This is a genomic window from Nostoc sp. NMS7 (genome assembly GCF_017115085.1).
Taxonomy (GTDB): Bacteria; Cyanobacteriota; Cyanobacteriia; order Cyanobacteriales; family Nostocaceae; genus Nostoc.
In genome coordinates this window covers 1-13,512 of the sequence record NZ_JABXKJ010000248.1, presented here as the reverse complement: position 1 = coordinate 13,512, position 13,512 = coordinate 1, and the positions used below count along the sequence as shown (strand labels likewise).

14 protein-coding genes and 1 pseudogene are annotated in these 13,512 nt (G+C 43.9%); 12 read left to right on the top strand and 3 right to left on the bottom strand.

What is annotated here, in order from left to right; all coding sequences use genetic code 11:
• Window positions 1–28 precede the first annotated feature (28 nt).
• From HWQ38_RS34930 to HWQ38_RS34920, 3 genes are all read left to right on the top strand, one after another.
• Complete coding sequence (locus tag HWQ38_RS34930; protein WP_292803335.1) at window positions 29–163, top strand: hypothetical protein; 135 nt, start codon at window positions 29–31, stop codon at window positions 161–163.
• Window positions 164–653: 490 nt separating this feature from the next.
• Complete coding sequence (locus tag HWQ38_RS34925) at window positions 654–962, top strand: hypothetical protein (RefSeq protein ID WP_292803332.1); 309 nt, start codon at window positions 654–656, stop codon at window positions 960–962.
• 55 nt (window positions 963–1,017) lie between these two features.
• Window positions 1,018–2,454: a DUF4157 domain-containing protein gene (locus tag HWQ38_RS34920; protein ID WP_292803329.1), complete on the top strand. Its 1,437-nt coding sequence runs from the start codon at window positions 1,018–1,020 to the stop codon at window positions 2,452–2,454.
• A 436-nt stretch (window positions 2,455–2,890) separates the two neighbouring features.
• Here HWQ38_RS34920 and HWQ38_RS34915 read toward each other — a convergent pair whose 3' ends face one another.
• Window positions 2,891–3,553 carry a class I SAM-dependent methyltransferase gene (locus tag HWQ38_RS34915; protein ID WP_292803326.1) on the bottom strand — a complete coding sequence of 221 codons (663 nt, stop codon included), beginning with the start codon at window positions 3,551–3,553 and terminating at the stop codon, window positions 2,891–2,893.
• Between the two features lie 511 nt (window positions 3,554–4,064).
• On the opposite strand from HWQ38_RS34915, the gene HWQ38_RS34910 reads away from it, so the two are divergent.
• Both HWQ38_RS34910 and HWQ38_RS34905 read left to right on the top strand, forming a co-directional pair.
• Entirely contained in the window at window positions 4,065–6,056 is a 1,992-nt protein-coding gene (locus HWQ38_RS34910) for an alpha-amylase family glycosyl hydrolase (RefSeq protein WP_292803323.1), read from the top strand.
• A gap of 266 nt (window positions 6,057–6,322) precedes the next feature.
• Window positions 6,323–7,261 (top strand): phosphoribulokinase, encoded by a 939-nt coding sequence (locus HWQ38_RS34905; protein WP_292803496.1) that lies wholly within the window; start codon window positions 6,323–6,325, stop codon window positions 7,259–7,261.
• A gap of 37 nt (window positions 7,262–7,298) precedes the next feature.
• Here HWQ38_RS34905 and HWQ38_RS34900 read toward each other — a convergent pair whose 3' ends face one another.
• On the bottom strand, window positions 7,299–7,529 hold the full coding sequence (locus HWQ38_RS34900) for a hypothetical protein (RefSeq protein WP_292803320.1): 231 nt from the start codon (window positions 7,527–7,529) through the stop codon (window positions 7,299–7,301).
• Between the two features lie 171 nt (window positions 7,530–7,700).
• Between HWQ38_RS34900 and HWQ38_RS34895 the strand changes: the two are divergent.
• Both HWQ38_RS34895 and HWQ38_RS34890 read left to right on the top strand, forming a co-directional pair.
• Window positions 7,701–8,048, top strand: a pseudogene (locus HWQ38_RS34895) (UPF0758 domain-containing protein); the annotation flags it as partial.
• Window positions 8,049–8,179: 131 nt separating this feature from the next.
• Window positions 8,180–9,286 (top strand): hypothetical protein, encoded by a 1,107-nt coding sequence (locus tag HWQ38_RS34890; protein ID WP_292803317.1) that lies wholly within the window; start codon window positions 8,180–8,182, stop codon window positions 9,284–9,286.
• A 23-nt stretch (window positions 9,287–9,309) separates the two neighbouring features.
• On the opposite strand, the gene HWQ38_RS34885 is transcribed toward HWQ38_RS34890, so the two are convergent.
• The gene (locus HWQ38_RS34885; RefSeq protein WP_292803314.1) at window positions 9,310–9,783 is read right to left on the bottom strand and encodes a helix-turn-helix transcriptional regulator; all 474 of its coding nucleotides are present in this window, start codon (window positions 9,781–9,783) and stop codon (window positions 9,310–9,312) included.
• A gap of 99 nt (window positions 9,784–9,882) precedes the next feature.
• Between HWQ38_RS34885 and HWQ38_RS34880 the strand changes: the two genes are divergently transcribed.
• From HWQ38_RS34880 to HWQ38_RS34860, 5 genes are all read left to right on the top strand, one after another.
• Window positions 9,883–10,353, top strand: a complete 471-nt coding sequence (locus HWQ38_RS34880; protein WP_292803311.1) for a hypothetical protein — start codon at window positions 9,883–9,885, stop codon at window positions 10,351–10,353.
• Window positions 10,350–10,742, top strand: a complete 393-nt coding sequence (locus tag HWQ38_RS34875; protein ID WP_292803309.1) for a hypothetical protein — start codon at window positions 10,350–10,352, stop codon at window positions 10,740–10,742. The genes HWQ38_RS34880 and HWQ38_RS34875 overlap by 4 nt, the downstream gene beginning before the upstream one ends.
• A 395-nt stretch (window positions 10,743–11,137) precedes the next feature.
• Complete coding sequence (locus HWQ38_RS34870) at window positions 11,138–11,323, top strand: hypothetical protein (RefSeq protein WP_292803307.1); 186 nt, start codon at window positions 11,138–11,140, stop codon at window positions 11,321–11,323.
• Window positions 11,310–12,776: a hypothetical protein gene (locus tag HWQ38_RS34865; protein ID WP_292803304.1), complete on the top strand. Its 1,467-nt coding sequence runs from the start codon at window positions 11,310–11,312 to the stop codon at window positions 12,774–12,776. The genes HWQ38_RS34870 and HWQ38_RS34865 overlap by 14 nt, the downstream gene beginning before the upstream one ends.
• The gene (locus tag HWQ38_RS34860; RefSeq protein ID WP_292803301.1) at window positions 12,773–13,414 is read left to right on the top strand and encodes a hypothetical protein; all 642 of its coding nucleotides are present in this window, start codon (window positions 12,773–12,775) and stop codon (window positions 13,412–13,414) included. Before HWQ38_RS34865 ends, HWQ38_RS34860 begins: the two co-directional genes overlap by 4 nt.
• The last annotated feature ends 98 nt before the right edge of the window (window positions 13,415–13,512 follow it).

Genomic DNA, 13,512 nt, shown 5'->3' with positions numbered 1-13,512 from the left:
AGCGATCGCTTTTTCGGGGACTGTCTGCGTGAGTAGTTATGAAGATATTAGTATTTTAACTCACATCTTTGGCAGCTTTGGTCAGGCTTGCGTTTCTGTTGGCGATGTCTACGACGGGCTATTCAGTGACACACGCTCATCAATCATGAGCGATCGCTTTTAGGTGAGGTTGAACCAGCAAATAATGGCGCGATCGCACTATTGTTCATCCCAAGCACTCAAAAACTCTACTTGATTTTGCATTTCTTCTACTGATTTATTGGCAAAAAATCGTAAAATTCGACGCATTTGCTCACCAATCGAATAATTTTGAAACCCTAAAATGATACCTGCGTGTCGTTGTCCTTGTTCTACTAAATTAGTATGAATTCTCTAAAAATCTCGAACATTAAAGCTATAAATAACACGCTGATTATCTAATGCCCATTTTAATTGTTCTTCATCGCTACGGGAGAACATTTGAGACTCATTAGTCGATAAAACATCAACATTGCCCATGCATGAAGGTAGATCAGCGTGCGATGCGCTTCGCCCCGCCTTCGGCGATCGCGAAGAAGGAGCGCCAACAATGATATGGACTAATGTCTAATGGTTTAAGGCAATGGTGTGTGAGATAATATTTTTTTACCGATAGTTAAGTTCTGAGGTAGGCAATGAACAAGCGATCGCACATCCACAATAAAGCTGACTCGTCCGCTTCAAACCCAGTGCAGAGTCAGTTCCAGTCGCACTCCTGTATTGTCCAAGCTCAACCGCAATCCTCAAAGCATCTCACGCAGACGGAAACAGAAGATCAAGAATTACAACAGCAGAAGTTAGAGGTGACGAAACTAGAACTCCAGGCGAAAAATGCCACAATAACGCCAGAGGGAAACGCCAGAGGGACAGGAACGGCTCACTGTATTGCAAGCAAAAATGAGTGGTTTGTCGCAGAGGAGACAGGAATATGCGTCTCGCTTTAGTTACAACTTTGCCAAAATCCCCATAAGTCGTGCGTATGCAGCATCACAGCCACAGGTGCAAAGGAAACTGACGATTGGAGAGCCAGGAGATAAGTACGAACAAGAAGCAGACGGGGTAGCTTCCCAGGTAGTTAAACAGATCAATACACCAGCACCACAGCAGGCCGGTCAAAGTCAGCGGAGACAACGCGAGGAGGTGGCAGAAGAAGAGGAAAAACTTCAAATGAAGCCAATGTTACAGCTACGAGCTGCTGTGGGTGGATTAAAAGCTACAGCGGACTTGGAAACGGAGATAAAACAGGCACGGGGGAGCGGACAATCATTAGCTGATAGTATCAAATTACCAATGGAGCAAGCTTTTGGGGCTGACTTCAGCGGCGTTAAGATACACACCGATGCCAAATCAGACAAGCTCAACCAATCCATCCAGGCAAAAGCTTTTACCACAGGGCAAGCTATCTTGTTTCGGCAGGGGGAATACGACCCAGGAAGTCAAGGAGGACAAGAGTTGCTGGCCCATGAGCTGACTCACGTTATCCAGCAGAAAGGGAGCGCAGTTAAAGCCAAACCCGACATAGCGCAGAGAATACCAGAGGGAGTAATCCAAAGGACTCTCATAAAACACAAACCCAAAAAAACAGGCGAATGCTTGCCGGAAATCGAGAATGAGGCGGACAGGTTGGCGTTACAAGTTGATGAATTAGTAATGAAAGCGTATGAGGAATTCATTAAAGGGGATTATACGGGAGCGTCCCAAGCCCAAACAGACTTATATATCTACAGAATGTCAGAGTATAAAAAAAATAAGGAAAAAATGCACCCATCGACGGCAGCAGGCTACGTCATAGAGGGAAAAGCAAACAAAGGGATAGCGATGCTAGGTCATGGGTTACAAGTAACAGGAAGACTGAAGGGGACGAGACCCGATGTATTGATCTCGTTGAGCAATGGGGAGGAAGCGCTAATAGATATCACAGCATCAAATAGCATAGGTCACATATTTAATAAACCGGGAAACTGGACAAAACATAAAAAGATAGTATACGTAGCGGAATCGTATTATCCAAGCATAAATTTTGATAATCCAAGTTCGACGAAGAGCCTAACGAAGGAAGAGGAAGAACAGGCAAGGAAACGGGCAGAGAAAGTAGCGCTGAATAACGAAGAGGCGGAGGCGATGAAAAGAGAGCGGACGATTGAAAGATACACGGAAGACCAGAATAAGTTATTGGAATTATTGAAAATATACTACAACAAATGTATAGAGAAAGGGAGACGGGAAGTTTGGAGGAAGGGTAACAGGGACGTGTCGGGATTAAAAACGGTTGGGGTGTCAGTGAAAGATTTTGACACGGAGAATAAAAAATTAGATATGGAGAGGATTTTGTGGGAAGATTATGTGAAGGGGAAGGGTAATGAGTCGGCACCCCCGAGTATTGATGTGGACAATCGGCGGCAGTCGCTAGAGAGGAAGATCGCCTATCTGTGCTAATTGGTCTGTTGGTTCGTCTGGTACTTCTAAAGTAATTTTTGCCACGGGGCGAGTTTTTATTAAAAACGCTTTTCTCTAATTTACCGTTTTGCTCATAATCCCTCAACCCTATTATATATGTAAGAGAAGTTATAACTTTTTAATTGGGTCTGGCAAAAATTGAGCGATAAAGCGATCGTACCTGTGTACTTGATCGCGGTGCGACAAAGTTTGAAGTACTCCAACACGACTTTCAAGTACTTCAACACGATTTGGGAGTACCTCAACACGATTTGGGAGTACCTTAACACGACTTTTAAGTACCTCAACACGATTTGGGAGTACCTTAACACGATTTTCAAGTACCTCAACACGATTTTCAAGTACTTCAACACGACTTTCAAGTACCTCAACACGATTTGGGAGTACTTCAACACGATTTGGGAGTACCTTAACATTACTTCTTCAGTGCCAGAGTCAAGCCATCTGCGATCGCAATTAAACTCAGACTAACTCGCTGGTCTTGATGCAACTTCTGATTAAAGGCACGAATCCTTTTAGTTCTATTATCCTGCACTTCGGGGTCGGCAACCTTCCCTGACCAGAGAACATTATCGATCGCAATCAGTCCCCCCGATCGCACTAATTGCAGCGATCGCTCATAATAGCCATCATAGTTGCTCTTATCTGCATCGATGAAGGCAAAATCAAAAGTTTCCGCTTCTCCCGTTGCCAGTAGTCGATCCAAAGTCTGCAAAGCTGGGGCAATGTGCAGTTGAATTTTATCCGCCACTCCTGCTTGCTGCCAATAGCGCCGAGCGTTCGTGGTAAATTCCTCACTAATATCACAGGCTACCACCTTACCCTCCCTCGGTAACGCCAACGCCACCACCAGGGAACTATAACCTGTAAATACCCCAATTTCCAAAGTTTTTTTAGCTCCCAACAACTGTACCAGTAACGCCAAAAATTGCCCCTGTTCGGGAGCAATCTGCATTCTCCCGATTGGAAACTGGGCTGTTTCCTGTCTCAGTTGGGTTAAAATTTCCGGTTCTCGGAGAGAGACCGACAGTAAATAGTCATAGAGGTTTTGTTCGAGTCCTAGTGTTTGAGTTGTCATAACGTGCGTTTTTCTTTAATCCACGAAAATTCCGGCTTAACATGATTATTAAAAAAGTTTTTTAATTTCTTTGACTAATTTATTAAACACTTACTAAATTTACCAGCAAAATACTTGATCCCCTGCCTAATATTGACAGGTTAAAGAAATTCAACCTATCGTCTGGAATATAGGAATCATATTTGATTTCTGAAAAAATCTCGCTAGTCTTGTAGTGGAGCGTCTAGGCTAAAATGTGACAAAAAAATTGTAGGTTGGGGAGCCACTGCGTTGCGCGGGTTCCCCGCGTTGTAGCAAGTGGCGTTGGAGGCTTTGCGTAACCCAACATCCTGATATATGTTGGGTTGCGCTCCGCTCCACCCAACCTACTAGCGCTAAATTTACCAGCAAAATACTTAATTCACTGCCTAATATTGACAGTTTAAAGAAATTCAACCTATTGTCTGGAATAACACTCGGCTGCTGTATAAGAACTTCATAGTTGAACTTTAATCACCCAGAGGTTTTTCTAATGCCTATCGATCTATTGAGCCGCAAAAAAACTCATTTTGTCTTGTGGCGTCCCGGTGCTTCAGAATTAGCTCCTACTCTCTACATTGGCAACACTGCTCCCGAAAGCCCAGACAGATTAGCTCAATTCAAAGAAATCCCGCTTCGTCAATCAACAGAATTTCCAGAATTGTGGGAAGTTTCAGCTCAAGAATCTAGTCTGACAGAAGGACAGGTGTACTTTTACTGGTTTAAAGTCCGCAACGCAGATCCTTACGACTCTGCTAATGCTAACCAAATTCTCTACTGCACAGATCCAACAGCAACGACTGTGGATCGACGCTTACTTGCACCAACGCCGTCAGAATCGGGAGGCGTTACTAGCTCGGATCCGGCAAGCGTCGTGCTTTATCAAAATGGGGCGCTGATTCCCTGTGATCCCGAAGGACAAACTGTAAATTGGGAAGACGATGCTCCTTTAGAGACGCTGCCAACCAATAATCAACTGGTGATTTACGAATTACCAACCCGTTGGACAAAGATTAACTCAAATGGATTGATTGAAGAAGGAACTGGCACATTTCGTGACGTACTGGCACTGTTAATACCAGAAGCGATCGCTCCGACTTTTCTCATAGTCAGCGCCTTGAATGACCGCGCTCATCTTGTGGAACTGGGAATCAACGCTCTAGAACTTTTGCCACCAGAAGACAGTGATGATGATCTCAAGTGGGGCTATGGTACAGCAAATTATTTTGCAGCAGATTTTGACTTAGGACGCCCAGATAGCCAATCAGCACCTACTGCTTCGACTGATTTAGCTAATCTGATCAAAGTCTGCCATCATCAAGGGTTGCGCTTTTTTGTGGATGTGGTGATGGCATTTTCGCTGCATAATCCTTACCATAACGTTAATTTTTTGGAATTTTACATCAAATGGGCTAGTGGTGATCCAGAACAAGGGTCAAGAGATGGCTTTGGTGGCGATTTATTTAAGTACAACTATTGGGTAGAGGGCTATAACCCGATTACTGGGCAAAAGTCCTGGCTTGTCCCAGCCCGTGAATATTTAAAAGCCCATATTGCCCACTGGTTGGAATACTATCGAGTTGATGGTCTACGGTTAGATAGCGTCAATAATATTGCCAACTATGACTTTTTGCAGGAATTCAAGGATTTTGCCCGCAGCCTTTGGGATAAAAGAGGTGGAAGCGGCAACCGCTTTCTCGTAGTTGGCGAAGAATTGAGTGTACCCCTATCTCTCATCCAACAAAATCGTCTGGATGGACTTTGGAATGAAAAGTTTAAGCAAATCATCCGACAGGTGATTTTAGGTAAGAATGCCTGGGATGAACCCAGCTTTGAATGGAGTATCCGCAAACTAATTGATTGCCGAAACTTAGGCTTTACAGATGGTTCTCAGGCGGTAAACTATATCACTTCTCATGATGTTGGCGGTTATGGTAACGAGCGTTTTTTCAGCTACCTTGTTAGTAATGGAATTGATCATACTGAACCGCGCATTAAGTTGGCATTTGTCTGCCTGCTTACCTCTGTAGGAATTCCCATGATCCTTGCCGGAGACGAATTTGCCGACCAGCAGGATTTAGTTCCAACAGATGAGCATAAGCAGATTGACCCAGTTAACTACAGCCGTGTAAAAGATGATTGGCGGCAACGCATTTTCCAATACGTTGTTAGGTTGGTTCGCTTGCGTAAAACTTCCAATGCTTTAGCTGTAAATGATACTCAATTTATTCATGTTGACTTTAATGATGGTAAACGAGTTATAGTCTGGCAGCGTGGTAATAAAGCCGATGAATTAGTAGTTGTTGTGGCGAATTTCTCTGACTATGGCACTTCTGTTGGTTCTGAGTACAGAGTCCCGAATTGGCCTGCAACCCCAGTTGGTAAGCAGTGGCAGGAAATTACTCAAGAGCGGATAGTTGCATCTGAATGGGTAGGCAGAGAAGGTATTTTCCCCTGGGAAGCTAAAGTCTACGCTCTAGTTTAATCTTGATGCCGCTCAGTGAAAGATAATCTTAGGTCAGGTTTGTTACTTCAACCTGACTTAAAGCGATCGCCAGAGTGAAATACCACAAAATTCGGACGCTGATTCTAAAACTCAGCAGCTACATCCATAAACCAGCGCACAGACATTCTATATGTAGAGATATTGCATAGCAAGCCTTTGTTTGAGTTACTCGCCTAAACCCTTCTAGAATTAAAACTATCGTCGGGAATTTTATTAATAAACTTGCTTTGATTCTGGGAGGTATGATGAGTCGTCCAATAATTCTTGGTATTGTCGGCGACAGCGCTGCTGGGAAAACAACACTAACGCGAGGAATCGCTCAGGTACTCGGCCCAGAAAATGTCACAATCATTTGTACAGATGATTATCACCGTTACGATCGCCAACAACGTGCAGATATTAACATCACTGCTCTCCACCCGGACTGCAACCACCTAGATATTATGCAGCAACACCTGTCGTTGCTACGCACAGGACAGCCGATTCTCAAACCAGTTTACAGCCATAAAACCGGCACATTCGAGGCGCCGCAGTATATCAAGCCGAATAAATTCGTGATTATTGAGGGATTACTCGGTTATTCTACTCGTGCGGCGCGTGACTCTTACGACGTGAAAGTTTACCTTGCACCCCCGGAAACACTACGCGCTAAGTGGAAAGTCAATCGGGATACCCAAAAGCGGGGCTACTCTGCTGAACAGGTACTAGCGGAACTAGAAAAGCGCGAACCAGACTCAGCACAATTTATTCGTCCGCAACGGCAATGGTCTGATATCGTCATTAGTTTTTATCCACCCACCGGGGAAGATGATGAAACTAATGGACATTTAAATGTGCGTTTGGTACTACGTCCGACAATTCCCCATCCAGATTTTACTCAGATTATTAACTCTGGCTATGGTAATTCCGACTCAGCGATCCGCTTGGGGCTAGACAGAGATATGAGTAAGCCCGTAGATGTCTTAGAAGTTGATGGTCATGCCACCTTAGAACAGGTGAATCAGCTAGAGCATATTATTTGTTCCGATATGCCTCATTTACGAAATATTTGCGATCGCGAAAGTAATCCAGAACTGGGTAAAATTGCTGGTACAACTGGGGAAACAATCCAAAGTTATCCCCTGGCTCTGACTCAGTTAATAATTACCTACCACATGCTCAAAGCAACGCAAATGTACCAATAACTATATTCAGACCAAAATCAGGGTAGCACTGCCGATTTCATAGTTGGTCATAATCCAACGCCTTAGCTTGTCCCTCAGCGATTTCTTGTTTAGCACGCTGTGCAGCAGCTACAAGTTTTTGTTGCGTTCTCTGGAAAGATTCGTTCCACTGAGTTTCATCTTGTAAGTCATTAATGTATTCTCGAAGATGCTCTGCAACTTTATCCTGTACCTCAACAGATAAAGACTCCATCATCTTCACTACAGTAGCGATCGCTGCGGATGACATGGTGTGTTGCTCTCATATAAAATTCTTTTATTAAACTTATAGGTAAAAAATATACATAAATAGAGAAAATTTCCCAAAATTAAAGATTTTCTCAAATAAAGATGATTTTTAGAGCAAACAAGGGATAACTAAGGATAGTTACATCTTTAGTGACGATTTTCTTAGTTTTCTATGACTTATTGCCTCAGAATTGCCGACTTACCTACAAATGAGCGTCCGCGTGAACGACTAATGACGCATGGTGCCAAAATTTTAGCCACAGCAGAATTAATTGCAATTCTTTTAGGCACCGGTCAAGGTCCGGGAAAACTCTCTGCTGTGGGTTTGGGACAATATATCTTGAGCGAATTAGGCAAACACCAACGCGATCCTTTGGTAGTTCTGCGAGAAGTTACCCCCGCCGAATTGATGCAAATTTCTGGTGTTGGGCCAGCGAAGGCGACAAGTATCTTAGCAGCAATTGAATTGGGCAAACGCGCCTTTCAATCTCGTCCTAATGACGGCACATTAATTGATAGCCTAAAACCTCTGCAATCGCTTGTAAAGCAAGCTAGGCTGTTTTTCATTTCGTGATTTAGGATATCTTGAATGTCCTTAAATATCCTAAAATGTCCTAAATTATCCCAAATAATTAGGGCAAATTTAGGGCGATGAAGTATTCGTTAGAAGAAATAAATAAGCGTCTCAAAGCAAGCAAGAGGGGCGTATCTCTGAGGCAAAGAGGAGATACGCTGAGTCTTAGAGCAACACTGCCACCGCGCCCAAATAGCAATAAAAATAAATCACATCAGCAAGATATAGCATTGGGGATGTACGCCAACCCTGCTGGACTAAAAGCAGCAGAGGATAAGGCGATAGAATTAGCGGCTGACATTGTAAAGTGGAAAGCTGGACAAGTATTTCCCTGGAATAACTGGATTTCCGGGAAACTAACCCAAGGAAGTACTTGTGAATACTGGGTAGAAGCGTTTAAGGAAGAATTTTTAATCAAACAGCAGCAATTCTCTCTTGGTACGTGGAAAAGGCATTATTCGCTGCAATTTCATAGGCTTCCAGCGAAAGCCGAACTAACCAAAGATTTGCTGCTAAGAACGCTATTATCCTTACCTGCCAACACTTGGACTAGATACCACACCGCCAGCAGTTATAGTAAACTCGCTGTTTTTGCAGGGATTGATATTGACTTGCGCCCCTACAAAGGCAAATACAATTCCACGGACATAATTAAGGACTTACCAACTGACGAAGCGATCGCCCGAATTCGGGAGCAAATCACAAGTGTTCGATGGCAATGGGGCTATGGGATGCTTGCAGCCTACGGACTCCGTCCCCATGAAATATTTTTTGCCACAGTTGAACCCAAACCACCTTTCAAGTGCCACCTTTCAGAGGGCAAAACCGGAGCAAGAACGATCGCCCCTTTTTACCCTGAGTGGGCAGATCGCTGGAAGCTCTGGGAGCAGCAAGAGTTTCGCACCCAAAAAGTGGAATATTGGGAATTGGGGAAGCGAGTTTACCAAGGGCTATACTATTACTTCAAAAAAATCGAAGGAGCCAACCTAGCTCCCTACGATTTACGTCACTGTTATGCAATTCGAGTTAGCGTTGTATTTGAATTGCCTGTGACTACCTCAGCTAAACTCATGGGGCATTCGGTGACGGAACACTTGAAAACTTACCAGCGCCACATTGATGAGAAAACCAATTCTAAAGCAGTGGAAAGAGCGATCGCACGGTTTGATGGCGAAGCGCCGTAAATAGCGAACCCAACTTGTTTTCTCTACTCTTTTTCCACCCTTGTTGCGATCGCTCTCAGCAAATCCGCTAAATCAGTTTGTGACATCAGCTCAAGGTGAAACGATACCCCCTCACCCTTGACACCATTGAGTGAAACTTTAGGCTGTGTCAATCGGGCAATTATATACTGTGCAACTTTTGCAGCTTCCCGATCTGGCAGCTGGTCAATAACTGGGATAACATCTTCAGCAAGCTTGTACTCTCTCACTGGCTGCGGCGAATTATCATCAGCACAAATGGCTATCAGTTCATCTCTTGTATAGCCTAAATGCGGCGCGAGTTTTTCCAAGGTTTTAAGCTCCGGCTCCATCACCTCGCCATTCAAGATGCGATCAATGGATGTCGGACTTAGACCCACTTTTTTCGCAAAAGCCCTTCCCGACAGATGTCCCCTTGCGGCACGAATAATTTCCGCTAGTTTTTGTATGCCTTCATGAGTGTACACAGTTTTAGCCATACACCCAGCTTTGCTGTTGTACGTGAAACTTTACAAGATGCACTTGCCCCACATAGTGTTTCGTATTAGAGTGCAACACATAGTGTTTCGCAAAAGTTTATGCGCGTTAGAAAAAAGGAAATAGAGGGTTTTGTAGTTGACAAAACTGTTTATTCGCCCAATAACGAATATCGCCATTGTTTGCATATATTTGCAGCGATTAGTAAAGAGCCAATTTCTATCTATACTCTAAAATCCTGCAAAAAGCAGATTGTTGGACTTTTACCATTGCATTTCAAAATCAAACAGTCTATAGGGAGAAGAGAAAATCCGACAAGCATTTACATAGACAGAGAGTTGGATGAACTTTTGAAAAAGTTTGAACAAATTCCCGTATCTCATGTTTTAGAAAAATGTTTAATTTTAGAGATTGATGAACGAATTTCTAAATGGGGATGCGAAACTCCACAGCAATTTATTGAATTAATGAATTCAGACGCACCTCTAGAATTACTAGGATCTAAAAAAAAGACGCTTTCTTATCAGGCGCAAGCTTACCAAGACTCATCTTTCTCACGGGTAGCAGCATGAGAGAAAACGACTTAGATCCGCAAGATGGACTATCTATTGATCGCGTTGGATCTTCTTATATAACGGAAAGATTAATTCCTAAATCCCAACTCAGGGAAGCAATCCGAGAAATCTTAGCAGAAATGCTAGGTGTCAACACCACAACGCCACAACAATCCCAACGCGAATGGTATGACACAAATCCGGCATATCGGCTACTGGGGCTTTCTTCGTCTAAGCAACTGCGAAAGATGGTCGCAGACGGCATCTTGAGGGTAGGTAGGGATGATGAGGTGCGAGACGTGCGATCGCCTGATGCAAAGCTTCCGCACTATCAATTTCATCTCACCAAATGTGAAGCTCGTTTAGCGACACCACCAGTCAAGCGAAAAGGCAGGAAAGCAGCATGAATAAATCATCAGAGGTGTGCTACAAATCTTGGTGCATAAATATTGAGCGGGTGCTTATTCCGTGTACATCTGAAGTGATGAGAACGTGAATCCCTTATACAAAGCTAGGTCGCGAACGCCACATTCACGACCTAGAAGAATTTTGTTTCGTTGTAGTCGAAAAACCAAATAACAAGCATTACTTAGCGGTTGCTATGTAACAGGTTTTTGTTACTAGGTCTTGAGAAATCGCTCCACTTGGGGCTTTGCCCAAGACCGCGTTTCTCGCTTTGTTTAGGCTCTAATTATGGCACAAAACCCGCCATATATCAAGCCTTTACAACTACAGCAAATATCAGTTTACTTTCATCATTCCGCTCGACTACGTATATACGTACAAAAAAGGAAAGAAAATAATGTCAGTATCAAATATTGCAATTTTAAGCAGAGATGAAGCTGTCGAAAAGACACAATTAGAAAACTGTGTAATCAGTGGTATCGAAACCAGGGAAAAGGGATTTCAGCTAGCCGTACAAGTTTTATTAAGGATTGATGAAGTTAATTTGAATACTTACAGAGGAGCTACCAATGCTAGCAACTAGCTCTTTTGTTGAACCTGATTACTCCATTCTTAGTAAGCCTGAGTGTATATTTGCTGCCATCTGGCACAATCCCGATGGAAAAATATCGACAGAAGCGATCGCCAAATATTACGAGGTAGAAGTTCAAAAAATATTTGATGTCGTTGACCGTCATCATGAAGAATTGGAGGATTCGGAACTTAATGATGACGGGTGGACACCACGGGGGGCAATTCGGTTGGGGTTGCTGTTAAATTCCCCGGTTGCAACGCTGGTGCGATCGCTTGCATTGGATGTCATTGAAGCCCATAAGCAGCCAAGCAAAAAGGCGGCTGTCAGGTTCTTGCTGGAAAATGCTCAGTTTGTGGAGTGGAGTAATCGGGCGATCGCCAAAATTGTTGAGTGTTCGCCTACTGTGGTCGGGGACACGAGGAAGGAGCTTGAGGAGATGGGGAAAATCCTTAAGTTTGAGAAACGGAAGCATATACAGTCCGGCAAAGAAGTCCGGCGAGAAAACAAAGAAAAGATGTCCAGTACTGGACATCTACCGGACTCAAACTCTGATTCTTGCGTCAACGCCGGCACAGACTTGGATGCTTTGAAGGAGAGCGTAACAGTACCAGTAGAACGAATTGTCACACCCAAAACCTACACAGAAGAGGAATTGCAGTCTGAGATCAACCGCGCGATCGCCGAATCCAAAATTGGGTTCAAAGTGGAGCTAGAAGAACAAGCGATCACATCAGTAAAAGAGCAATTAATTGCAAGTCAGGCGATCGCGCAATCAAAGACAAAAGAAGTTATTGAGTTGCAGCAAAAAATCATGGAGCTTGAATCCCTCCGGCTACTTGAGGAGGAGAACAAGAGGCTATTACAGAGAATTGCTGATTTAGAGAGAGCGATGGAACCGCGCCAAGATTGGGGAAAAAGCACTTTTACCAAAGAAGCGCAAAAAGTAGTCAACGCCGAGGTTGCGGCATCCGTGAAACGGATTGAGCAGTTTGAGCCGGAATTACACTTGAGAGTGATCGCCCTAGTTCCCCCTAAGAGAAAAATGTACTCGGAGGTATCAGAATTATTAGAACAAATCAGATATCAGATGGATCGCGTCCCATTGGCGGGGCGCAGAGTTGTCTATGAAGACAGATACGGGACGCTAGCCGATATTGACGATGAGAACGAAACTGCGGTAATCGACTGGGACTTCCCAATTAAATCTGATAGTCCAGACGATGTTTACAGACTTGCAGATATAGAGGTGCTGCCTACTATATCGGGCATCGCTCAGGGTAGTAATGTAGCGTCGTGTGATGTTAAGAATCCAGCCTATTCATGGCATGGGACGGTCGTAAAAGTCTATCCGCATACAAACGAAGTAGACGTACACTGGCGGGAACTCAGGAAAATCAAGTGTTGCCGAGTTTCATTCTTAAGGCTAATCATGTCCCAGGAGCTTGCGGAGGTGGCAGTATGAATAAAAATTTCATCACTCACCCACAAACCAAAGAGCGACTGTGCAAGAAGGAGTGGGCAGCAAAACTCGGAATTACCCGCACTACTTTTAGCTTGAGACTTAAAAAACATCCCCTAGTGATCGCCCTAACACCGGGGAGAATGCCATCAGGCAGAGATGTTTGGTCGGCAAAGGAGGAGGCGTACTTGATTGATATTCACCGCACACCTAATTTGTATAAGAGGTGGAACCGACTTGCCAAAATTAGGGGGTGGAAGCCGCGATCTCATGATGCTCTGAATGGACGCATTACCTTATTAAAGCGAGAAGGTGCGATTGACGGTAGGCGGAATCTAGATGAGTCTGCTGGCTGGCTATCCCTCAATCAACTTCGTCACTGCTTGTGCATCTCTGAAGACCCAGTTCACATCTGGATTCGTCAGGGGTTGAAAGTAACCCGTGAGGGATCGTCTTACAAAATCCATCTTAGAGATTTTGCAATTTGGGCTTGCACAATCGAGGGTGCACCCTTGGTAGCTAAGGCTGTCAATGGAAATGCGATCGCCGGTACTTGGCTGCTAGTACAAATTGGGAACTGGATGCCAGAGGCGAAGAAGTCCAGAAACAGAAATGGTAAGCGAAATCTGGAGGTGGCTTGACGAACTATATCCCTAGCATTGTTGTTTCAGAGTATATATTTGGCAGAATTTTGAACAATCATCTGGTCTATGCTGCTAGATTCAAAGGGTTAGAAATA

Bases quoted from the DNA above. Each gene is read 5' to 3' on its own strand.
- HWQ38_RS34925 (WP_292803332.1), top strand. From the start codon at position 654: ATGAACAAGCGATCGCACATCCACAATAAAGCTGACTCGTCCGCTTCA.
- HWQ38_RS34915 (WP_292803326.1), bottom strand. From the start codon at position 3,553: ATGACAACTCAAACACTAGGACTCGAACAAAACCTCTATGACTATTTA.
- HWQ38_RS34910 (WP_292803323.1), top strand. From the start codon at position 4,065: ATGCCTATCGATCTATTGAGCCGCAAAAAAACTCATTTTGTCTTGTGG.
- HWQ38_RS34905 (WP_292803496.1), top strand. From the start codon at position 6,323: ATGAGTCGTCCAATAATTCTTGGTATTGTCGGCGACAGCGCTGCTGGG.
- HWQ38_RS34900 (WP_292803320.1), bottom strand. From the start codon at position 7,529: ATGTCATCCGCAGCGATCGCTACTGTAGTGAAGATGATGGAGTCTTTA.
- HWQ38_RS34890 (WP_292803317.1), top strand. From the start codon at position 8,180: ATGAAGTATTCGTTAGAAGAAATAAATAAGCGTCTCAAAGCAAGCAAG.
- HWQ38_RS34885 (WP_292803314.1), bottom strand. From the start codon at position 9,783: ATGGCTAAAACTGTGTACACTCATGAAGGCATACAAAAACTAGCGGAA.
- HWQ38_RS34880 (WP_292803311.1), top strand. From the start codon at position 9,883: ATGCGCGTTAGAAAAAAGGAAATAGAGGGTTTTGTAGTTGACAAAACT.
- HWQ38_RS34875 (WP_292803309.1), top strand. From the start codon at position 10,350: ATGAGAGAAAACGACTTAGATCCGCAAGATGGACTATCTATTGATCGC.
- HWQ38_RS34870 (WP_292803307.1), top strand. From the start codon at position 11,138: ATGTCAGTATCAAATATTGCAATTTTAAGCAGAGATGAAGCTGTCGAA.
- HWQ38_RS34865 (WP_292803304.1), top strand. From the start codon at position 11,310: ATGCTAGCAACTAGCTCTTTTGTTGAACCTGATTACTCCATTCTTAGT.
- HWQ38_RS34860 (WP_292803301.1), top strand. From the start codon at position 12,773: ATGAATAAAAATTTCATCACTCACCCACAAACCAAAGAGCGACTGTGC.